A 19,461-nucleotide genomic window follows, 5' to 3' on the forward strand; every position below is an offset into this window, starting at 1 on the left:
CATTGTGCAGGATGCTGCCAATCTTGATCGCTTCCAGAAGATCCTGGGAGTCGTTGCTGGCGGATCCGTCACAGCCAAAAGACACATTCACCCCCGCCTGCCGGTATTTCAAGATGGGGGCAATGCCGCTGCCCAGGCGCAGGTTGCTCAAGGGGTTATGGACAACGGTGGATCCGGTGCGGGCCAAGATCTCGATATCCGCATCGGTTAACCAAACGCAGTGGGCCAAAGAGGTTTTGTCATCTAGGTAGCCAAGCCGGTCTAGATGTTCGACGGCGCTGCAGCCGTATTTTTCCTGGGCCAGCATTTGTTGGGCGCGGGTTTCCAACAGATGGGCATGACGGGGCAAGTTGTACGTTTGGCTCAGCTCCACACAGCCCTTAAACAGATCATCTGAACACAGTTGGATCCCGGTTGGGGCCACCATCAAGGAAATTCCCTCTTCCGGTCGGTGGAACTGCTGCACCGCCTCTTCTACAATTTTCAGGACTTCCGCAGTGGTGAGGGGGTAAGCCTCGTGTTCCAAATCGGTGGACTCCCCGGTGGGTACCCCTGTTGACAGGGCTTGATCCTGAATCAGTGGGCCGATAAAGGCGCGGATCCCGCTTTGTCGGTAGGCTTGCACGGCTGCTTCGATGGTGGCCAGCTCTTGCCCAGGGATCAACACCAAGTGATCTACCACCGTAGTACCCCCGGTGAGCAGGGTTTCCACGGCAGTGCCCAAAGCACTTAGATAGACCTTCTCGGTGTCTAGAGGTGAATATTCATGCAGTTGGGCAATCCACAGCTCCAGCGGATAGGGAGGGATGATCCCCCGTTGCCACATTTCTGAGGAATGGGTGTGGGCATTCACAAAACCCGGCAAAAGCAACTTATCGCGGGCATCCAGTTCCGTGCTAGTTGCCGTTCGCGTTAGCGGGACGGAGTCCTTTAAGCCTGAGCCAATCGCCGCAATTCGTTCCCCTTCGATATACACATCCACCGTTTCGTAGCCCGTGCTGGTGGGAATCAACGCATTGCGGAGGACGTAGCTCATGCCAGGGATCCAAAAAGGCCGCCTGTTACCTTAGCGTGTTCGAGTTAACACTGCCAAGGCAGACACCAGGGAAACCCCTCAAGCGGACACCTGAGCGTGGGCTGCTTTCAGGGCATCCAGCAGATCTAAGCTCAGGCCCATCATATTCAAATGAAACCCCGCTGGATTTGGCCCGTGGTAATCACTCCCGCCGGTCACCACCAAGTTGTGCTTCTGGGCCAGTTTCAACAGTTGCCGTTTCTGTCGCACACTGTGATCCGGGTGATAAACCTCTAGGCCCATCAACCCCGCTCCCAACAGGGCCGCAAACGTATTCTCTAGAGGATCTCCCCGAAACAGTCCCGGATGTGCCCACACCGGCACCGCTCCGCAGGAGCGCAACAGTTGGATCCCTTCCAGGGCACTGAACTTTTCGTAGGGAACAAAGGCTGGGCCATCGTCCCCCAAGAAACGCTCAAAGGCTTCGCAGGCATTGCGCACATGACCGGCTCTCACCAAAGCTTGTGCCAAATGGGGCCGACCCGGGGCAATCGGGGTGTTTGGCATTGGGATCGGGTAACCCAGTTCTGTGAGGCGCTGCACCATGGCCTCGGCGCGTCGGATCCGCCCTTGGCGACGCTTTTCTAGAGGTGGGGTGAGTTGCTCTCGCCGGGGATAAAACCCCAACAGGTGCAAAGACCGCCCCTGCCAAACGGTACTCAACTCCACTGCCGGGACAATCTCAACGGCCCAACGGGATCCTGCCTCAACCGCTTCATCCCAACCGGCCAGAGTGTCGTGATCGGAAATGGCTAGGGCTTTCACACCAGCACGAGCAGCTGCTTCCACCAATTGTGACGGACTCAGGGATCCATCCGAACAGGTGGTGTGGCAGTGCAGCTCCAGCATGGGCTTATTTTTTCTATTTTTTCTTTTTGGCGGATCCCTTTTTGGCCGGCTTACTCTCGGCAGCAGGAGCAGGAGTGGGTTCTTCTGCAGGAGTTGGAGGAGGAGCTGGGGGTGCGGCTGCTTCTTCCACCTGGGCAGGTTCTGCCGGTTTGAGGCCAGCTTGGGCAGCCACCTCAGCGGCAAAATCCACCTCTTCTTTTTCGATCCCTTCTCCTAGCACAAAGCGGACAAAGCGCCGCACCTGAATGTTTTCCCCCAGTTTGGCGATGTGCTGCTTCACCAGTTCTTCGACGGTGATGGAAGAATCTTTGATAAAAGGCTGATCCAACAAAGATAACTCTTTCAAACGCTTGTCGATGCGACCCTGCACGATCTTTTCCCGCACGTTCTCTGGTTTGCTAGCCAGGTCATCTTTGCCCATCTCGATGGCTTTTTCCCGCTCCACCACCTCCGCAGGAATCTGGTCAACACTGACGTATTCCACGTTTTGGCAAGCAGCGATTTGCTTAGCGATATCCTGCACCAATTTTTTGAAATCTTCCCCTCGGGCGACGAAATCCGTTTCGCAGTTCACCTCCACCAACACGCCAATCCGGTTGCCAAAGTGGATGTAGCTATCCACAACTCCCTCTGCCGCGACGCGACTGGCCTTTTTAGCAGCCCCTGCTAACCCCTTCTGCCGCAGCCAAGTGATGGCTTTTTCCATGTCGCCATCCGTTTCCACGAGGGCTTTTTTGCAATCCATCATGCCTGCGCCTGTCTTCTCGCGCAGTTCTTTGACCAATTTGGCATCAATACTCATGAGGGTTCCTCAAGTCTCACATCGTACAAACAAGGGGTGACAAAAAAAGTGTGGCCGGATCAGAGGTCAAGCTCAGGGGTAAATTGTGAACCTATATGTCAAGGATACAGGCTTCTGGGTAGGGAGCAGGCAGGGATATCCACAGTTGGTAGCAGGGATCCCTGCCCAGTAGCATCTAGGGCTTACTCTGTCTCGTCTGAGTCTCCCTCTTCATCTTCGTCCAGGTCATCCAGACCATCCTCATCGAGATCCATGGCACCTTCGTAGTCGAACTCATCCTCTTCGCTGATGTCGAGCTGTCCGTGCCGCCCTTCGTAGATGGCATCGGCCAACTTACCCACGATCAGCTTGATGGCACGAATGGCATCGTCATTGGACGGAATGAACACATCGCTGAGATCCGGGTCACAGTTGGTGTCCAATAGAGAGATGATCGGGATATTGAGTTTGATACACTCCTGGATGGCATTGGCTTCCCGCCGTTGATCCACGATGATCACGGCATCCGGGAGCTTGCGCATGGTTTTGATGCCACCCAGGTATTTCTCCAATTTGACCAATTCCCGCTTTAGCCGAGCAGATTCCTGTTTCGGCAAGCGATCCATCATGCCGCTGCTCTGCATTTCCTCGATTTCTTTGAGGCGGTCGATGCGGGTTCTGATGGTGGCCCAGTTGGTGAGCATACCTCCCAACCAGCGTTGGTTGACAAAATAACTACCGCAGCGGCGGGCTTCTTGGGCAATGATCCCAGCGGCTTGCCGTTTGGTGCCAATGAACAGGAACCGCCACCCTTTGTCGGCAGCATCCCGCACATATTCGTAGGCTTCGTTGAGGTAACGGGCTGTCTGCACCAAATCAATGATGTGGATGCCGTTCCGTTCTGTAAAGATGTAGGGCCGCATCTTCGGGTTCCAACGGCTGGCTTTGTGGCCAAAATGAACCCCTGCCTCCAATAGCTGAGGCAAACTGACTACGCTCATGAATGTGTGATCTCCTGCGGGTTGGCCTCCGCCCGAACGGATCCCGGTTAAGGACACCCGATGGTTCAGGCGTGTGATTTTTTAACAGCTTAACTAAGCTAGCATGTCTCTCACGGGATCCCGCAATTTGGGGTTAACGCCTGTTGGGATCTGGTGCTAGACTAGCGAAGCACTTCTAGAGTTTTCTCTTGTTAAGTGCATCGGGGCGTAGCGCAGCTTGGTAGCGCACCACTTTGGGGTAGTGGGGGTCGAAGGTTCAAATCCTTTCGCTCCGATAGGTAGAGATAGCAAATCACCGGAAGCCTGCTTTCTGAGACGGTTTCAGCAGCTTCTTCCTCCTTCTGGGAGGGCTGGTTTAGCCCCGTGAAGGTGACGATTTTGGCCTCAGGGTCTCCCTAAAACCCTCCCCAAACCACCACTTAAGGCTGGAAGCCCTCTAGAGTTAAGTGAGTGGGTGGGCTTAGGTAAACGTAGTCCTGAAAGCCTTGCTGGTCAACACGCTGATGATTTAGGGCTGCCCAACACCAACCCCTACCCTACTCCATCCCGCCACCAGCAGCTCGGGAGTCCTTGTCTTCTGGCAGTTCTGTCAGAATAAGAATTCCTTTGGTTTTTGCTTAAGATTCATAGATTTTCGTCTATTGACCTTTCTTGAGTGTTTGAGGGAGAAGGTAAGTTGCTTCGCCTAGATCTTTGAATAGAATTCAGCTATTTTGCTGATGAACTTTTCAACAGATATCATTAAAATGCAGGAAACTGACTGAGATGAGCAATGATTTGGAAGATCAGCAAGATATTAGGCAAATCTGCTTATCGGGGAATCAAGTTTGCGAAAAATATTAGTCGTACAGCAGACATCATTCAATCTGTCGGAGAATTAATCCCTGATTTTTCTCTGTTTGAAAATTTCGATGAGCCTTATTTGCAGCCTGTCCAACCTAAGATAGATCAAGACGAAGCTCTAATTTTTGTTAATGGTTTTCTAACTGAAAATGAAATACAACCTCAAGATAATCACTTGTTCTGGAGAGCTGTGAGAAAAGCGGGTTGGAGAGGCTCACTGTACCACCTTTGGTGGGATGCTTCTAACCCCATGAATTTTGTGATGTCAACATCCCTACTGGGTGTTGGATTACTTCTACATTGGGAAGCCCATGAGAAGAAGGCAAAGACGGTTGGTTTGAAATATACCTATCCAATGTTATCAGTGCTGCCTGAGAAAAAGATAACCATCATTGGTTTTTCCTTGGGTGCAAGAATTGCTTACTACACGATGCAGGCTTGGCCTCATCATGACAGACGACTCAAGGATATTGTACTTTTGGGTGGTGCTGTCAGGAGAGGAGCAAGTAAGAACTGGAGCGAACATGTAGAAAAACTAAGTGGGAAATTAGTCAATATCTATAATGAAGAAGATTTAGTGCTTAACTTTCTTTTTAAGACTGCCTCACTGAATAGAAGTCCATGTGGTATTAAGCCGATAAAGGAGTTTCATCCAAAGATTGAAAATCTCAATGCAACACATTTGATTGGCTCATTAGGGCATGGTTATACATCCTATCTTCCACACTTGCAAAGATTGCTTGAGCAGAAACTAGATTGGAAAAATCTAAGGTGAAAGGAGGAGAATTTATGTCAATTGCTGGGATTGCCGTTTCTACTCTATCAGAACTTTATGAGAGAGCGGAGGGTAGACATAAATATCCAGAAGGATTGGAAGGAAACCTCCTGAGATTTTTCCTCAGTTTCAAAAAGGCTTTTGATAACAAGAATGAAAGAACTTTAAGTCATCTTATTTCAAATCGTTACTACAGCTCGTCTTTTGTGAACAAGAATAAGAAAGATCTTGTCAATTACTTTGGTAGAGTGTTTGATCAACTACCCTTCTTTATTTATCCAAATCTGGAGATAGAGATTTGTACAGAGCCTGATATTGTTGAAGGAAATTTGATTTATTTGGTTATTATGGCGTTTATCAATCTTGAGATCTTTGCCATTCCTGTTGATATATCAAGGTTTCCACTGGGAACAGATGGCAGAATTGGAATTCTATTGGAGAAAGATCCTGCTTCCGGTGTATTCAGAATTGTTAATATGGAAGCTTTAGATTAATCAAGTTACAGCCCCTTCGCGGGTTTACTACAACAACTGTTGTGTCCTTACCCCATTTTGAAAGGGCTCCGGGGATTCCCCCGTGCTAGGTGACTAGCGGTCGCGCTAGCGTGCTCTTGGCGCAAAGGGCTGTAAGGGAAATTTTAATGCGAGTGTACGTCTGGCCGTGGGAGAGACGTTCCGAAAACCTTACAGAGGTTCAAATCCTTTTGCTCCGATAGGTAGAGATAGCAAATCACCGGAAGCCTGCTTTCTGAGCAGGTTTTAGTAGCTGAGTCAAAGACTTGTTTTGCCCGATTTCTTACTGCCCTGTCTCCCCAATCATCGAGACATCCAACTTAGAGCGGATATACTCCCCGGCTTGTACAGGGGCATAACGAGGGGGATGGTTCTCATCTTGGCAAGTGGGCAAACACTCGATCCAAGCATCATCGCGGGGGGCCGTAAAGTAAACCAAGGATAGACGGCGGCTGGAGCCAAAAGCTTCTCTGGGTGGGTTCACCACCCGATGTAAGGTAGAGCGCCAACGGTCGTTCGTCCAACGGGCCAACAAATCGCCAACGTTGATGACAAACGAGTTGGGAACGGCCTGCACGTCAATCCACTCCTCGGACTTGGAGTACACCTGTAGCCCACCGGGCGCCCCATCTTGCCGCAGAAGGGTAAAGCCGCCGTAGTCAGAGTGAGCGCCGTAGCGCAACTGCCCTGGAAGCGGTTCCACTTCTTGTTCGGGATAATGCACAGCCCGCAGGACTCCCCCTTTCCCTTCCATAAAGGGTAGAAAATAGGTTTCTGGTAAGTCTAAGGCCAGGGCGCTGATGCGCATTAAGGTTTCAGTAAGCCGCAGTAACGCTGCATCGTAGGCGAGCAAGGCGGCCCGCAGTCCCGCTGGATGAGTGGGCCAAAGGTTGCCAGAATCGGGATCCAATCCTGCCTGAGGCCGTTGCGGATCTTCCCGAAACAGGTCGTTAAACACCAAGGCTTCGCAGAGATCGTAGGGAACTTCGGCTCCACGGGTAGCAGCCACACTTTCAATACCAATTGGCAGATACCCCCGATTTTTCACTCGATCTGGAATCGCTGCCTGCATTTTCTGTTCTAGGGGCAGATCATAAAAAGCCAGCACGCTTTCATAGGCAGTTTGAATGAGGGCTTCCGGGATCCCGTGCCCTGTAACGATCACAAATCCCACCTGCTCTAGGGCGGCCCCAAACGCCTTGGCTACCCCCAACGGATCTGTACCCTCCCGAAAAGGCGTCAAGTCCAGACAGGGGATCCCTTGCTGTTGAGAGTGGACAGGGTGCAGAGATGAGATTAAGGACATTGCGGATCGGGATTCTTTGGCAAAAGCATTTCCCACATTACAAAAAGGGACGAACCCGCGGTTGTGTGAGCTGATACTGGCCATTGCGGACTTTTGGGGGAAGGGATGCGGATGCACTCAGCTAAACAAGCGCCGAGCCAACTGCCGGTGGGCCAAAGCCCCCACCCCCATCATCAACAGGATCATCCAAGCCAATTCCAGCAGCCACAGATTCGGCAACCCCAGTGGCCAACGCACCAGATCCACCAAACTGGAGAGAGGTAAAAAGCTGGCTACCCAGTTCAGGGCAACCGGCAGGTTATCCCGCGGGAAATAGGTGCCACACAACACAAACATTGGCACCACCAGGGTAAAGATCGGCACGTTCACCTGATCCACTGTCACCACCAGTCCGGCTGTCAGCAACCCCATCGCGGCGAACACCAAGCTGCCCAAGGCCAAAATCGGCAGGGATCCCAACAACCCCTGCAGGGGGTAAAGGCCAACCACCACCGTCACCAACCCCGTGACCATGCCAGAAATAAAACCACGGGTAGCCGCCCAAAACCAATCCCCCAGAAACACCTGAGTGTAGCTGAGGGGAGCGGTGAGGAGAGCATGCCAGGTACGCTGATAGTTGAGGCGAATGAAGCTGCCGTAGGCCCCTTCAAAAAAAGCCTGGAAAAGGATGGCCACCGCGATCATGCCCGGCGCAATAAATTGTAGATACGTGGCGGGCTGCCCCAAGTACACCAGCTCCCCGACCAAAGGAGTGAGGCCAAATCCAAACGCCAGCAGATAGACCAAAGGCTCGGTAACTGGGGGTAAGAAGTTCACCAGCCAGGTTTTGCGATAAACCTCCGCATGACGACGCCAGACAGAATAGATGCCCCAGGGATCCGGCAGAGCAAAGGGTTTCATGGGTTGAGCCAAAAATGTATCCACTGCCTCAGTTGTACAGCACTCCCCCGCCCCTTCCGGGGTTGGATCCCACAGTTTTGACTGCCGTGAGCTGCCAATGTTGGGTCTGGCGGAGTGTCAACTAGGCGGATTCGCTCATCAGAACCAAACTATCGGAGCCAGAGACCACGTGACCTTCCGCTAGGGCTTGTCGCAATTGTTTTAACTTCTGCAACTCCGTACTGCTATATTGCTGGCGCATCAACAGGATATCCAGATGCCGCTGCTGCCGGTGAGTCAACACCCGTGTTTGAAAGACTTCGTCGATAATAGCCTGCATACTTTCCATGTGGAGATCCGCCCCAACCGGGAACTGTATTTTCAGTATGGAATTTGGGGTATCCTTTGGCCTTGGCGGTTGTACGGATGTTGATCTAAGCGATTTGGCGTATTTTTCTGCAACAACCTCCAAGAAATGACCTAAGTAGAAACCCTTAGGCAGCGTAGCTGACGATGCGCGGTTCAGCCTGTACCTGCCCCTCGAGCAAGGCGAGCGTCAGCTGATCGATGGCATCTAGGTCGAGTTCACTGTAAAGTTGCTGCCAGAGCAGGTGGTTGATTTGGGATTCTTGCTCACGGGTCAAGTAGGCTCGCTGTAGAGCAGATTCGACAATCAGGCGGATAGACATGGTCGTGGTGGAATTCAACTGTCCCTATTGGACTCGATGGGAGTGGGGTGGGGCAGTGATATCGGTCAGTCTGTGATCCCAATCAGGCTTGTCTATAACAGGGATATGCCTGACTACAATCAGATAGGATTTACTGCTTGTCCTGAATGCAGATTGAGATTCGCCCGGTGGAAAACTCCGATAGTGCTGCTTTGCTCCACATCTTAGAAGTGGTCTTTGCCGAATATCCGGGTTGTGTGTTGGATCTAGAGGAAGTTCCCGAGTTGCTTCAGCCAGCCACCGCTTTTGCCCATCTCGGAGGCTCCCTGTGGGTGGCACAACAGGAGGAGCAGGTGGTGGGGTGTGTGGGGATGGTTCCCACCGAAACGCCAGAGCGAATGGAATTAAAAAAGCTTTACACCCTCCCAAGGGTGCGTGGCAAGGGTTTGGGGCGGCGGCTCATTGAACAGGTGGAAGCAGAAGCCCGACACCAGCAGGCAAAGTACGTCCATCTCTGGACAGATACCCGCTTCACCACAGCCCATCGAGTCTATGAACGGCTAGGCTACGCACGGCTGCCCGAAACCCGCAAGCTCTATGACCGCAGCAACTCGGTGGAGTATCACTACGAAAAGCGCCTGCGTTAGGGATGCCGCCTTTGAACTGTGATGTGGTGGTGATTGGCTGCGGGGTAGTGGGTTGTGCCATTGCCTATGAGCTGGCTGTTGCTGGCCTATCGGTCATTGGAATAGATGCCGGGGATCCGGCGGCAGGCTCTACGGGAGCAGCCCTAGGGGTATTGGTGGGAATCTCTAGCCAGCAGCCCAGTGGGGATGTGGTGAATTTGCGTCTCAAAAGCCTGGAGCGGTTTGATCCCTTAATTGCCCGATTGGAGGCAGATCTGGGCCGCAGCTTGCCGGTGAATCGACGGGGCCTGCTGCAGTTGCTCAAGGAGGGAGAAGCGGAGACTTGGCAGGCCACGCTTCTGGCCCGTCAGGCGGCTGGCTATCCCCTGCACCTGTTAAGCCCTTCCGAGGTGGGATCCCTGCAGCCAGGGTTGCGAACGGATCGGGTTGGGGCGATTTTCTCCCCTCAGGATCGGCAAATCCAACCCAAGCTCCTGACCCAGGCCCTGTTCGAGGCCGCCCAACGACAGGGGGCCCGCTTCTTCTTTCATCAGCCTGTACAGCGGTTTAAGCGCAGTCCGGATCCCCCCTTTCGTGTCCACGTTGTCTACACCCCAGATCTCACCCTCTCGGCTGGGCAGGTGGTTCTCGCTGCCGGGTTGGGGAGTTCACCGCTGGCGGATGAGCTGGGTCTGCGGGTACCCCTACAAGCCGTGAAAGGACAAGCGCTGCGAATCAAAGCTCCCAACCTCTTGCTGGGGCCGGTGATCACCGATGAAGATTTGCATTTGGTGCCCTTGGGGGATGGATCCCTGTGGGTAGGGGCAACGGTGGAGTTCCATGCCCCGCAGCCTCAGCCAACGCTGCTGGCGTTACAGGATGTGCTGGCTCGTGCCATTGCGCTTTGTCCAGCTCTAGCAGAAGCCACCCTCATGGAGCACTGGGCAGGCCAACGTCCCCGACCTGCAGGCCAAAGGGCCCCCATTCTGGGGTTTGCTCCAGGTTATACCAATCTCTGCTTGGCAACAGGCCATTATCGCAATGGGGTGTTGCTGGCTCCCATTACTGCTGCCATTACGCGGGATTTGCTGCTGAAGGGGGAAACAGAGTTGTGTGATCTGGAGCAATTCACTCTGAGAAAGAGGGAAGAGGCAAGCCCCCTTTAGGTTGCTGACTTTGTTGTTGATATCTCGCTGTTGTCTTCTTGATAGCGTTCGTTGTTGAAATCGAGGTTGAGATCGAGGTCAGGAACTCTTGAATCAAAGGTAAAACTGACTCAGCATGAAAGGCAGGGATGGCATGACTGGCTGCAGGCAGGATTTTGAGCTGCGCCTCAGGGATCCGCTCCGCATAGGTTTGGCAGTGCCAGAGGGGAATCGTGTCATCCTCTTCCGCCGCAATCACCAGTGTTGGGGCTTGAATGCGATGGATCTGATTTTCAACGGTATCGACGGCATCTTCCGGACGCAGACGGTGCAACAGAAATTGTCGAGCGACTGGCTGCTGGCGCAGGGATCCCCGTAACCAGAGGATTTGAGCCAGTCGATCCTCCTGATGCCACCAGCGGGCCAGAGGGATAGCCGCCTGCAAAAGTCTATCCACCCAAGGGGTTTCCCACAGCAAAGGCCGCAAATGGTTATACCGCCCCACAAAGCTATCGTCGCGGATCCCGGCAGGAGCCAACAAAACCAATCCCTGTAATGGGTAGCGCACCCCATAGGCCGCCCCCACCCATCCCCCAAAGGAATGGCCCACCAGCACCAGCGAGGATAAGCCCAACGCCTGCACAAAACCCCGCACAAACTCCACTTCTGCAGCAATGTCGTAGCGCAAAGCCGGTTGGCTCGACTGACCAAACCCCAACAAATCCAGGGCAATACAACGGTAATCGGATCCCAACCGTTGCATGATTGGCCACCAGTTGGCATGGGTAGCCATAAAGCCGTGCAGAAATAGCACCGGCATCCCGGATCCCCACTCTCGGTAAGCCGCCCAGCAGGACTCTGCACCTGGAATGTTCAATCCATCCAGTTTCACCCGCTGCAGCGGGATCCCTTGAATATCAGCTCGTAACTCCGCTAGGCGCCGTGCTAGAGGCAGCCGTTCCATCAACTCTTGCATTGCTCTTGCCGAGTGCTCAGCCCTGTTTATGCGATTAGCCATCTCTTCTTCAGATCAACTTCAGATCAACTGCAAATGGGGAGGAGGCGTTTTCAGCCAGTCTTGACGCGTCAGTAGCCCCTGCCGGAACCCAGTGGCCGCCTGCGATTGGTACCGCTCCGGGTTAAAGGCCAACCAAAGGGTACGCCGCACCTGTAACCCTTCTACCGACAGCTTCTGCAGCCGCCCCTGTTCCAGATCGGATCCCACTGCCACCACCGACAAAAAGGCCACCCCCAAGCCCGCCTGCACAGCATTTTTGATCGCTTCGATGGAGCTGAGTTCCAGTTGCACATCCAGTTCAGAAGGATTGATACCGTGACGATCCAACACCCGGTCAATGGTCTGGCGAGTGGAAGAGTGGGGATCCAGGGTGATAAACGGTAAAGTCAATAGATCCGCAATGGAGAGGGAATGGATGGCCGAACTAGGGGAACTAACCAAGACATATTCATCCTCCGCCAGGGCAGTCACCTTCAGGTTTTTTTGCAAATCAAACGGGATCTCACCCCCGACAATTGCCACATCCAATTGCCCTTCCGCCAGCTTCTGGGCAATCCGCCGGGTGGATTGCACCAACAATTGCACCGAAATGTGGGGATAGCTGCGGTGATACTGAGCAATCAAAGAAGGCATCACATAGGTACCTACCGTTTGGCTGGCCCCCAAAACCAGGTGCCCCCGCCGCATATCCTGTAGATCCGCCAGGGCTTGGGTGGTTTCCCGACACAACTTGAGAATGCGCTCGCCATACTGCACCAGAATTTGCCCTGCATCCGTCAACTGCACTTTGCGCCCGCCCCGGTCAAACAGCACAACCCCCAACTGTCGCTCCAGGTTTTGGATCTGCAGACTGACGGCAGGCTGGGAGACAAACAAACTATCGGCAGCACGGCGAAAACTGCCCTGCTGAGCAATCGCCCGCACAATGAGTAACTGATCCAAAGTAAACGGCAATTCATCCGCCATAGGGAACTCCAAAAACCACTGCGGGATCCCTGGCAACTCTCCAAGCGACACAACAGCCTATGGTTCGTAGATTAATTGGTCTGGTCTTAGCAATATGTTTCGACAACCCAGCTTAGCCCGCCCCTGAGAACCCGTATCAGATCATCATAGATAAGCAAGAGTCCGTAAACTACCCGACGCTATGCCTACGGCACGCTAGGCGAACACCCTAGCGGGTAGAGCGCGGGCTTTCAGTAGCCCTCCAGTTATCTGGCAAAATAACCAGGAACCTCCAGGGCGGTTTACGAGCGCCCCGATTGCTTGGTCGCGCCAGCGGTGCGGAGCACGAATATTCTTGGCACCGTTAAAGTCCGCATCCCCATGCCAACCACAATGCCCACACTGGAACTGCTTACCACTCCGATACGACTGGCCGGGATCAGGATGAATGTGCAGGCAGCAGTGGCAGGTTTGGCTGGTGTATCTAGGATCCACAAACACAACCCTGACCCCAGACCGCAACGCCTTGTAGCCGATGACCCTCCGGGTCGTCCGGAGGACGATAAACAACCTCAACTGGTGGAACGCCCAACTGTTACTGCGTCTGCGCTCGGTCTTGTTGCGAGGCTGTTGATTCGTCCGTTCCCGGATCCCTGTCAAATCTTCCAGTGCAATGCTGGCAGAAAGGGCTTCGGCGGCTTCAACGATGCGTTTGGAAACGTTGTGGTTGACCCAACTTTGGAACCGACGCTCACGGCCAGACAGCTGTTGCAGCAGTTGACGGCATCGCCGCCTAGAACTGCGTGTGCCCTTACTAGCCTTGTGCTGGAGCTTGGCTCTCAAGTCGGCAAAGTGGTCACGAACCTTAGTTATGTCCTTTCCATTCCAGTGCTGTCCCTCCGTTCGCGTTAGCGGTGCGGAGCACTGTGTGTGAGCAATATCCGTCCGCCCCAAATCCACCCCCAAAACCTTATCCCCGCCTTGCGGCTCGGGTGGCTTGGACTCCAAGCAAACCTGGATGTAGTAGGAGCCGTCTCGCCGTTTGACCAGGGTTGCGGACTTGGGGTGAGAACCGGCCAGCATTCCTCTTTGGTAGTTGCCGATGGCCAGCCCAAACCGCTCACGACCCTCAACGGTAGTGAGCGAAACCGTCCAGTCCTTCTCCCGAAACGAGAAAATCCGAGCGTCGTAGGTTACAAAGCTAGCTTTGAACCCTTTGACCGGACGGTTCTTGCGCTTAGCAGCTGTGCGAGACCCTGCAACTCGACGGCACACCTGTTGAGCCAAGTTGCTCGACAAGCCAAAACGAGCACGAATCTCGTAATAGCAAAGGGATTGCAGCTTGACCGCGTTGGCTATCTTCTCTGGCGTGTTCTGGTTCACCCAGTTCAGCGCTTGCCCAAAAGCATCCAATGTCGCATCTAGTTTTGTGGCTTGCGACTAGGACACCTTCAGCTTACAGGAGATAGTCAGGACTTGGTTCATAGTCCTATTGTATCTCATCAGAACAGGGCTGCCTGTATGTTCGTTCTACCGGAGCACGTTAGATTCTTGTCCGGCTCCGTTCCTGTGCCAGACTCGCATTCCTCCCGATGCTATGCCTACGGCAGAGCGCGGGGCTCCTGCTCCTTTAGCTGAGAAAACTGCTCGATGCTGCCCTGATAGTCTAGCTCCAGCGTTTGCTCGATATCCGAACGGCCAAAACAGAAAAAAACCCCATCGGAAGCCATTTTTGAAGAGATGGGATGTCCACATGAAGAGCCGCATTTGAGCGCCAATTGCCCCGGTCAACTCGTAAAATAGACAGGGACTTGCAGCTCCACAAATCGGAAGCCTTGGGTTAACTGTACCCCTGGCCCGACACAGGCCCTTAGGGATCCCAGCTGATGGAATCGCTCCCCAGGGGAAATGAGGAGGGTCTCATTTAGAGAAAGTTTAGAGAAAGCAAATGCTCCCGAAACCCCCGATGTAAGGGATCCCAGTCAGAACTGGGGAGTTGTTTCAGCCTGTTGTTGAGGACTTGGCTCACGGGCACGCCAGCGATCCTAGCTTTGTACTTTGAGCTTAACCCTAGCGAGGGCCATAGGTTGTCCAGTAGCCGCGCCCTTGTCTTTCTCCTGCGCTGGCCGCTTCGGAGAGGATGGTGCCGTACTTTAGGCCATCGGTTTGGGGCGACAACCGGCCATGCCCCAAAAACAACATTTCCTGATTGATGAGGGTATTGGCTTGCCAAACGTAGGCGGGCAGTGTTGGGGCAGGGGCTAAGGCCGGATCCAACTCCAAAAACACCTCACGACCCAGCAAAGAAGTCTGCAAGTATTGACCGGCATTGTAGACAGCCAGAGGGGTTTCTTCCCGCAACTCCGTCCAGTTGGGGTTAATCTGGTCCGGCAAAGGATCAATCCCGATCAGTTGCACCAACCGCAAAGTCAAATCCCCCTCGATCTGGACAAGTAGGGTGTTGTAGTTAACCACCCGAATCACTTCCGCTCGTTTTAGGGTGCGCAGATCCGGGCGTGCCACCAACGTTAAGGCCCAACTGGGCAAAGCTGAGAATATCAGGGGCAGAGCCAGCAGGCTTCCCCATTTGACAAGACTCCGTCCTACGGATGGGATCAGGGATTTACGGCGAGGGGAAGCAGGGACGGAACGCAGGGATTTTTGCATCATGGACTTCACCCGTTGCATGGCAGATTTGGCAATAGTCGTGCTTCGCATGGTTGACTCTGAGATCTCACACCGCCCTGACACCGCAGCCCACTGAGTTTCCACCGCGCGGGATCCGGCTCACCTGCCGTCACTTTACAAAAAACTTGAGCGGATGGGTCAGAGTGGCCTCATTTTCAGCTGAGGGAGCAGACCCGGGTTCAAAAGCCCTTATGCGCGAGGAAGGGGTTCGAGACGGTGAGTTGGGTTACAGCCCTTGAATGCCCCGCAGTCGCGTGTCGCGTAGCATTAGGGATCCTGCTTAAGGTCCCGGTCAAGGCCCAACCGATCTTCCAGTTCCGCCACACGGGCTTGCAATTTGCGTAAGCTGCGTTGCAAATCCGGCAGGTGCCGCAGGGCCGCCATGCTTTTTCGCCATTCGGATACCGGCTGATGGGGATAACCGGCCACCGTTTGCCCCGCCGGAATATCACTGGTGACACCCGTCTGGGCCGCAACCCGCACTCCATCCCCAATCTCGAGATGCCCTGCCAAGCCGGATTGTCCCGCCAAAATGACATGGTGACCCAGCTTCGTACCCCCGGCAAGGCCCACCTGCGCGATGATCACACAGTCAGGGCCGGTCTTGACCCCATGGCCAATTTGCACCAGGTTGTCGATTTTGCTGCCTCGGCCAATGCGGGTTTCCCCCACCGCCGCCCGGTCAATGGTGGTGTTGCTGCCCACATCCACACCGTCTTCCAGCACCACCCGTCCTGCCTGTAACATCCGTCGCCAAGAGCCATCCGCCAGAGGAATATGACCGAAGCCATCGTCCCCAATGACGGCCCCACTGTGAATCAGGCAGTCATCCCCAATTTCCGTGCGCTCGTGAATGACGCAGTTGGCGAACAGTTGACAACGGGATCCAATCTGCACCTGCGGGTAAATCGTCACGTTGGCATGAATTTGCGTATGGTCGCCAATCTTTGCCCCCGCCATCACCACCACGTTCGCCCCAATCGCCACCCCTTCCCCCAGTTGCACACTCTCATCGATCACGGCTGTGGGATGGATCCCAGCCGGAGCCCGATAGGGTTGGTAGAACAGCTCGATCGCTTGGGCAAACAACAGCCGCGGATCCCGGCCCCGCAGACAGGGGAGCGGGCGTGGCAAAGGGGTGGATTCTGCCACAATTACGGCACTGGCTTGGGTTTGCTCCAACAGGGGCAGGTAACGGGCCTCGCTCACAAAGCTCAACTCCCCTACCTGAGCCTCGGCCAAGCTGGCCACCCCGTGGATCTCCAGATGGGGATCCCCTTCATAGGTGCATCCCAGCTTTTGGGCGATCTCCTGTAGCTGCATCGCGTTTCACACCGAAAGGGATCCCTAAGATTGCAGCAGCCGTACCTCCATGACGGTGCCGCGCAGGTTGTAGTCAAAGGTTTCTAACTCCAGCGGAACACCGATTTTGACGCGGTTGTTGCCCAAAACGATGCCACTGTCGGTACGCTGGCCGCGCCCTCGCAAGGTCAAGACCAAATCGAGGCGATAGGCTTCTGGATCCGGCAAATTCTGGACGCGACCATCCGGGAAGACCATCGGCACGGTCCGGCTGACATTCTCTACCCGCACCACTTCCACCTGACCATAGGGCTGGTTACGGATGATCAAATCGGCTTTATGCCCAGCCTGAAAAGGTTCCATGGAACGGCTGCTGATCCCGCGCACGATCATGTCCACTTCCACCGGTACAGGGGATCCCCCGCCCACCTGCACCACGCTGCCCGCCTGCCGACCCGGGAAAAACAGAACGGCCGCAATCGCCACTACCACAATCACCAGCGCCCCCAGATCCAGTAGGCTCACCCTGCCAAAAAGTCGCCCCTGCCCGTCAATCACCTGCATTGTGACTTCCCTCGAACACACTGCTTCGATTCTAGGCAGGTTTGCCCCCATTCCCAACCGGGGGTTACCCCTGTTTCCCTACGGGATCCAAGCCAGCATGCTACTGCCCAGAGGCAGGCGACGACGGCTGCTGGGAATCGGTAGTCCATCTTCCACATCCAACAACCATACTTGCGAACTGGCAATCGCCTGCCCAGTACGGCTGAGGGGGGCCAAGGGATCCGGCAACCCCTGAAAAGGTTCCAGTAGGGTATAGGCCAAGGTGCGCCCATCCGGGGCAAGGCTGAAATCCAAGCCAATCGGATACTCTGCCCGAACCACCTCTGTCTGGCGGCCCTCTTCCCAATCGATTGCCAATAGCCGCGGGGACTCGGTATAGGTCTCTGGGTCGATCTCATTCACCAGGCCGTAAAATACAGGCGCTGTCGTGGAGAATGCCCCCACCCCAATCGAGCCTTCTGCCACCCAAATCTCTTGGCTATTGCCGGTGTTGCTGACGATCCAAAGGCTACGGGTATAGTCGGGGTTGAAGCGCAGCAGCGCCCCGAAGGCTCCATCCGGTCGAATCGCCAAGGTTTGGCCAAACTGGGCCAGGAAACTCTCTGCCGCTGCCCGCGGATGCAAAGGGACGATCCCCACCCCACGTCCCTGAGAGATCAAGAGACTGCTCTCGTCTGGGCTGATTAAGAAGTCTCCCCCCACAGCTGTATCCAGATCCAAGCGCTGAAACGGATCCCGGTGAGTTTCTTGGATCCACAGTTGCGTTTCCACCAAACCAGAGGGATCCCGTTGCAGGGGCATCCGTTCTGCGACCACCAGTTCTCCGGTTGGCGAAACTTGGAAGCGCAAATTTTGGTAGCCTTGATGGTCTAGCAGCAACTCCGCGGTCTGATCCTCCAGGTTAAGGCGATACAGATCCTGGTGTTGAATCCCTGTTTCCGTCGCAAAATAGTAGACATACCGGCCATCAGCACTGGGCTGCATTTGTGTTACTTTCATCCCGGCTGGGGTGAGCAGCGTCGTGGAGTGGGTTTCTAGGTTGAACAAAAACAGTCGCCCTGCCTGGGGTGGCTCCGTGCCAATTCCCAGCAACTGCCGATCCGGGGTGCGAAATTCTCCCTCAAACGGACGGGACATCGGCTGGCCCCGTTCATCTTGAGCCGCTTGCAACTGCACCCGGTAGGTTTGGCCGTAGGGGGCAGGTTCCGTCAACGTCCAAAAGAAGCGGCGTCCCAATTTGCGCATCCGCCCCGGCAAGGGGGGCTGGATCTGCAGGTGGGCCTCAACACTGTCGGGATCCATCGGGCGGTTGAAGGTGAGCACCATTTGCAAATCACGGGATCCCACCCGTTGCTGTTGCCAGTTAAAATCCCGCACGTAGGGAGCCGTATGGTTGCCCAGCAAAAACAGGATGATCCCAACCATCAGACTGCCAAAGGTAATGCCTGCAACCCAGCGATCCAGCGGTTGGGAAAACCAATGGGCGGGCCAGAGAGAGCTTGAGGCAGGGATCCGGTTCATGTCTATTCTGGACTCACTCATCTGCGTAGGGATTCACCGGCACCGGCAGCGGCTCAATCCGCTCCGCCACAATCACCAGCTGTGATGTGCCATTCCGTTGCTCTATCGCCATTCTCCCTTCCAGGCGCAACCAACTGTCGGTGGCGAGATCTTCAGCCCCTGGCCACAGCACCGGCAGACCCACAGGGTAGGCATCGGCAGCGCAACAACTGACCAAAAAGCGGGCAATGACGAAATGATCCGGTCGTTCGTCGGGAATGACAAACCCCTGCACCTGCACCGGCTGATCCACATAGTTGTAGGGATCCGGATAGACATCCAAGGTGCGCACCCAATCCAACAAGGTGCGCTGGCGGGGATCGATCTTGGGGCGAAACGCTTGCGGCTGGCTGCGGGACACCCCCAGATAGGGGGATACCCCCCGGTTCAGGGCCGTCTGGCTAGAAAGAGGCTGGGGCTCGATCCAGAATCCCAAAAGGGCTGTCAAAAGCAATAACCCTGCCCCTAGCCTTGGCCCCAGCAACGAGGAATGGGTTTCGGGCATGGCAGCTTTGGCGCCCCGCCAACGACCCATCCCCAGTCCCAGCAGGCATAGCCCTGCCAACAGCGCCACGTTCACGTAGTTGGGATTGATCAGCATTAACAGGGTGCCCCGCCAGCGGTAAACCACCAACAGGAGCCCAAGCAGGATCAGCCCCGCCGCCTCCCAATAGGCCGTGTTCCCCCACAGCAGCAGCCTTCTGAGTGGCGATAAAAGCGGGTTTACTAAAGCCTGGCGAGGCAAGTCGCTGCTGCCGCGCACCCCTGTTGGAAGGGCACGCATGGGCTGGGCGGAGCGCAGATAGGACTTTTGCTCTGGATCCCCGTTCAGAACCCTATCGCTGGCATATTCGGAGCCAGAACGGTCTTCGGGCATAGGTTACAGCTTCTTCACACAACTCTGAACCTAAGTTTAACGAATCC

The 19,461-nt window shown here is 54.8% G+C and carries 20 protein-coding genes, 1 tRNA gene and 1 pseudogene; 5 read left to right on the forward strand and 17 right to left on the reverse strand.

What is annotated here, in order from left to right; all coding sequences use genetic code 11:
- The 4 genes from JX360_RS11380 to rpsB form a co-directional block, all read right to left on the reverse strand.
- The coding region (locus JX360_RS11380) for an amidohydrolase family protein (protein WP_244350937.1) at positions 1 to 1,036 on the reverse strand (1,036 nt) is incomplete at its 3' end.
- Positions 1,037 to 1,114: 78 nt separating this feature from the next.
- Entirely contained in the window at positions 1,115 to 1,924 is an 810-nt protein-coding gene (locus JX360_RS11385) for a PHP domain-containing protein (RefSeq protein WP_244350939.1), read from the reverse strand.
- Positions 1,925 to 1,937: 13 nt separating this feature from the next.
- Positions 1,938 to 2,726 (reverse strand): translation elongation factor Ts, encoded by a 789-nt coding sequence (gene tsf / locus JX360_RS11390; RefSeq protein WP_279611446.1) that lies wholly within the window; start codon positions 2,724 to 2,726, stop codon positions 1,938 to 1,940.
- Between the two features lie 182 nt (positions 2,727 to 2,908).
- Positions 2,909 to 3,706 carry a 30S ribosomal protein S2 gene (rpsB, locus tag JX360_RS11395; protein WP_244350941.1) on the reverse strand — a complete coding sequence of 266 codons (798 nt, stop codon included), beginning with the start codon at positions 3,704 to 3,706 and terminating at the stop codon, positions 2,909 to 2,911.
- A 201-nt stretch (positions 3,707 to 3,907) separates the two neighbouring features.
- Between rpsB and JX360_RS11400 the strand changes: the two genes are divergently transcribed.
- From JX360_RS11400 to JX360_RS11410, 3 genes are all read left to right on the forward strand, one after another.
- Positions 3,908 to 3,981 (forward strand) — tRNA-Pro (locus JX360_RS11400).
- A gap of 497 nt (positions 3,982 to 4,478) precedes the next feature.
- On the forward strand, positions 4,479 to 5,324 hold the full coding sequence (locus tag JX360_RS11405; protein ID WP_244350943.1) for a DUF726 domain-containing protein: 846 nt from the start codon (positions 4,479 to 4,481) through the stop codon (positions 5,322 to 5,324).
- 14 nt (positions 5,325 to 5,338) lie between these two features.
- Positions 5,339 to 5,818, forward strand: a complete 480-nt coding sequence (locus JX360_RS11410) for a hypothetical protein (RefSeq protein ID WP_244350946.1) — start codon at positions 5,339 to 5,341, stop codon at positions 5,816 to 5,818.
- 301 nt (positions 5,819 to 6,119) lie between these two features.
- On the opposite strand, the gene JX360_RS11415 is transcribed toward JX360_RS11410, so the two are convergent.
- From JX360_RS11415 to JX360_RS11430, 4 genes are all read right to left on the reverse strand, one after another.
- On the reverse strand, positions 6,120 to 7,142 hold the full coding sequence (locus JX360_RS11415; protein ID WP_244350948.1) for an isopenicillin N synthase family dioxygenase: 1,023 nt from the start codon (positions 7,140 to 7,142) through the stop codon (positions 6,120 to 6,122).
- Between the two features lie 117 nt (positions 7,143 to 7,259).
- Entirely contained in the window at positions 7,260 to 8,054 is a 795-nt protein-coding gene (locus JX360_RS11420; protein ID WP_244350950.1) for an ABC transporter permease, read from the reverse strand.
- A gap of 109 nt (positions 8,055 to 8,163) precedes the next feature.
- Positions 8,164 to 8,370: a hypothetical protein gene (locus tag JX360_RS11425; protein ID WP_244350954.1), complete on the reverse strand. Its 207-nt coding sequence runs from the start codon at positions 8,368 to 8,370 to the stop codon at positions 8,164 to 8,166.
- Between the two features lie 145 nt (positions 8,371 to 8,515).
- Positions 8,516 to 8,710, reverse strand: a complete 195-nt coding sequence (locus JX360_RS11430; RefSeq protein ID WP_244350957.1) for a hypothetical protein — start codon at positions 8,708 to 8,710, stop codon at positions 8,516 to 8,518.
- A gap of 146 nt (positions 8,711 to 8,856) precedes the next feature.
- On the opposite strand from JX360_RS11430, the gene JX360_RS11435 reads away from it, so the two are divergent.
- A complete protein-coding gene (locus tag JX360_RS11435) occupies positions 8,857 to 9,336 on the forward strand; it encodes a GNAT family N-acetyltransferase (RefSeq protein ID WP_244350960.1) in 480 nt (159 codons plus the stop codon).
- A gap of 2 nt (positions 9,337 to 9,338) precedes the next feature.
- Entirely contained in the window at positions 9,339 to 10,481 is a 1,143-nt protein-coding gene (locus JX360_RS11440; protein ID WP_244350963.1) for an NAD(P)/FAD-dependent oxidoreductase, read from the forward strand.
- Here the strand turns inward: JX360_RS11440 and JX360_RS11445 are convergent.
- The 9 genes and pseudogenes from JX360_RS11445 to JX360_RS11480 form a co-directional block, all read right to left on the reverse strand.
- On the reverse strand, positions 10,444 to 11,436 hold the full coding sequence (locus JX360_RS11445) for an alpha/beta fold hydrolase (RefSeq protein ID WP_244350966.1): 993 nt from the start codon (positions 11,434 to 11,436) through the stop codon (positions 10,444 to 10,446). The genes JX360_RS11440 and JX360_RS11445 overlap by 38 nt on opposite strands.
- A gap of 60 nt (positions 11,437 to 11,496) precedes the next feature.
- A complete protein-coding gene (locus tag JX360_RS11450) occupies positions 11,497 to 12,495 on the reverse strand; it encodes a LysR substrate-binding domain-containing protein (protein WP_244350968.1) in 999 nt (332 codons plus the stop codon).
- Positions 12,496 to 12,639: 144 nt separating this feature from the next.
- Positions 12,640 to 13,908 (reverse strand): annotated as a pseudogene (locus JX360_RS11455) (RNA-guided endonuclease InsQ/TnpB family protein).
- Positions 13,909 to 14,024: 116 nt separating this feature from the next.
- On the reverse strand, positions 14,025 to 14,153 hold the full coding sequence (locus JX360_RS17625; RefSeq protein ID WP_279611448.1) for a hypothetical protein: 129 nt from the start codon (positions 14,151 to 14,153) through the stop codon (positions 14,025 to 14,027).
- A 340-nt stretch (positions 14,154 to 14,493) separates the two neighbouring features.
- On the reverse strand, positions 14,494 to 15,141 hold the full coding sequence (locus tag JX360_RS11460) for a thermonuclease family protein (RefSeq protein ID WP_244350974.1): 648 nt from the start codon (positions 15,139 to 15,141) through the stop codon (positions 14,494 to 14,496).
- 237 nt (positions 15,142 to 15,378) lie between these two features.
- Positions 15,379 to 16,434 (reverse strand): UDP-3-O-(3-hydroxymyristoyl)glucosamine N-acyltransferase, encoded by a 1,056-nt coding sequence (gene lpxD / locus JX360_RS11465; protein ID WP_244350975.1) that lies wholly within the window; start codon positions 16,432 to 16,434, stop codon positions 15,379 to 15,381.
- Positions 16,435 to 16,458: 24 nt separating this feature from the next.
- On the reverse strand, positions 16,459 to 16,977 hold the full coding sequence (locus tag JX360_RS11470; protein WP_244350976.1) for a DUF4330 domain-containing protein: 519 nt from the start codon (positions 16,975 to 16,977) through the stop codon (positions 16,459 to 16,461).
- Between the two features lie 78 nt (positions 16,978 to 17,055).
- Entirely contained in the window at positions 17,056 to 18,519 is a 1,464-nt protein-coding gene (locus JX360_RS11475; protein WP_244350977.1) for a hypothetical protein, read from the reverse strand.
- Entirely contained in the window at positions 18,512 to 19,414 is a 903-nt protein-coding gene (locus tag JX360_RS11480) for a TIGR03943 family putative permease subunit (RefSeq protein ID WP_244350978.1), read from the reverse strand. Before JX360_RS11480 ends, JX360_RS11475 begins: the two co-directional genes overlap by 8 nt.
- Positions 19,415 to 19,461 lie beyond the last annotated feature (47 nt).

It is taken from the genome of Thermostichus vulcanus str. 'Rupite' (assembly GCF_022848905.1).
Lineage (GTDB): Bacteria > Cyanobacteriota > Cyanobacteriia > Thermostichales > Thermostichaceae > Thermostichus > Thermostichus vulcanus_A.

Excerpts from the sequence above, each read along its gene's own strand:
- JX360_RS11385 (WP_244350939.1), bottom strand. The coding sequence starts at position 1,924 with ATGCTGGAGCTGCACTGCCACACCACCTGTTCGGATGGATCCCTGAGT.
- tsf (WP_279611446.1), bottom strand. The coding sequence starts at position 2,726 with ATGAGTATTGATGCCAAATTGGTCAAAGAACTGCGCGAGAAGACAGGC.
- rpsB (WP_244350941.1), bottom strand. The coding sequence starts at position 3,706 with ATGAGCGTAGTCAGTTTGCCTCAGCTATTGGAGGCAGGGGTTCATTTT.
- JX360_RS11405 (WP_244350943.1), top strand. The coding sequence starts at position 4,479 with ATGATTTGGAAGATCAGCAAGATATTAGGCAAATCTGCTTATCGGGGA.
- JX360_RS11410 (WP_244350946.1), top strand. The coding sequence starts at position 5,339 with ATGTCAATTGCTGGGATTGCCGTTTCTACTCTATCAGAACTTTATGAG.
- JX360_RS11415 (WP_244350948.1), bottom strand. The coding sequence starts at position 7,142 with ATGTCCTTAATCTCATCTCTGCACCCTGTCCACTCTCAACAGCAAGGG.
- JX360_RS11425 (WP_244350954.1), bottom strand. The coding sequence starts at position 8,370 with ATGGAAAGTATGCAGGCTATTATCGACGAAGTCTTTCAAACACGGGTG.
- JX360_RS11430 (WP_244350957.1), bottom strand. The coding sequence starts at position 8,710 with ATGTCTATCCGCCTGATTGTCGAATCTGCTCTACAGCGAGCCTACTTG.
- JX360_RS11435 (WP_244350960.1), top strand. The coding sequence starts at position 8,857 with ATGCAGATTGAGATTCGCCCGGTGGAAAACTCCGATAGTGCTGCTTTG.
- JX360_RS11440 (WP_244350963.1), top strand. The coding sequence starts at position 9,339 with ATGCCGCCTTTGAACTGTGATGTGGTGGTGATTGGCTGCGGGGTAGTG.
- JX360_RS11445 (WP_244350966.1), bottom strand. The coding sequence starts at position 11,436 with ATGCAAGAGTTGATGGAACGGCTGCCTCTAGCACGGCGCCTAGCGGAG.
- JX360_RS17625 (WP_279611448.1), bottom strand. The coding sequence starts at position 14,153 with ATGGCTTCCGATGGGGTTTTTTTCTGTTTTGGCCGTTCGGATATCGAG.
- JX360_RS11460 (WP_244350974.1), bottom strand. The coding sequence starts at position 15,141 with ATGCGAAGCACGACTATTGCCAAATCTGCCATGCAACGGGTGAAGTCC.
- lpxD (WP_244350975.1), bottom strand. The coding sequence starts at position 16,434 with ATGCAGCTACAGGAGATCGCCCAAAAGCTGGGATGCACCTATGAAGGG.
- JX360_RS11470 (WP_244350976.1), bottom strand. The coding sequence starts at position 16,977 with ATGCAGGTGATTGACGGGCAGGGGCGACTTTTTGGCAGGGTGAGCCTA.
- JX360_RS11475 (WP_244350977.1), bottom strand. The coding sequence starts at position 18,519 with ATGAGTGAGTCCAGAATAGACATGAACCGGATCCCTGCCTCAAGCTCT.
- JX360_RS11480 (WP_244350978.1), bottom strand. The coding sequence starts at position 19,414 with ATGCCCGAAGACCGTTCTGGCTCCGAATATGCCAGCGATAGGGTTCTG.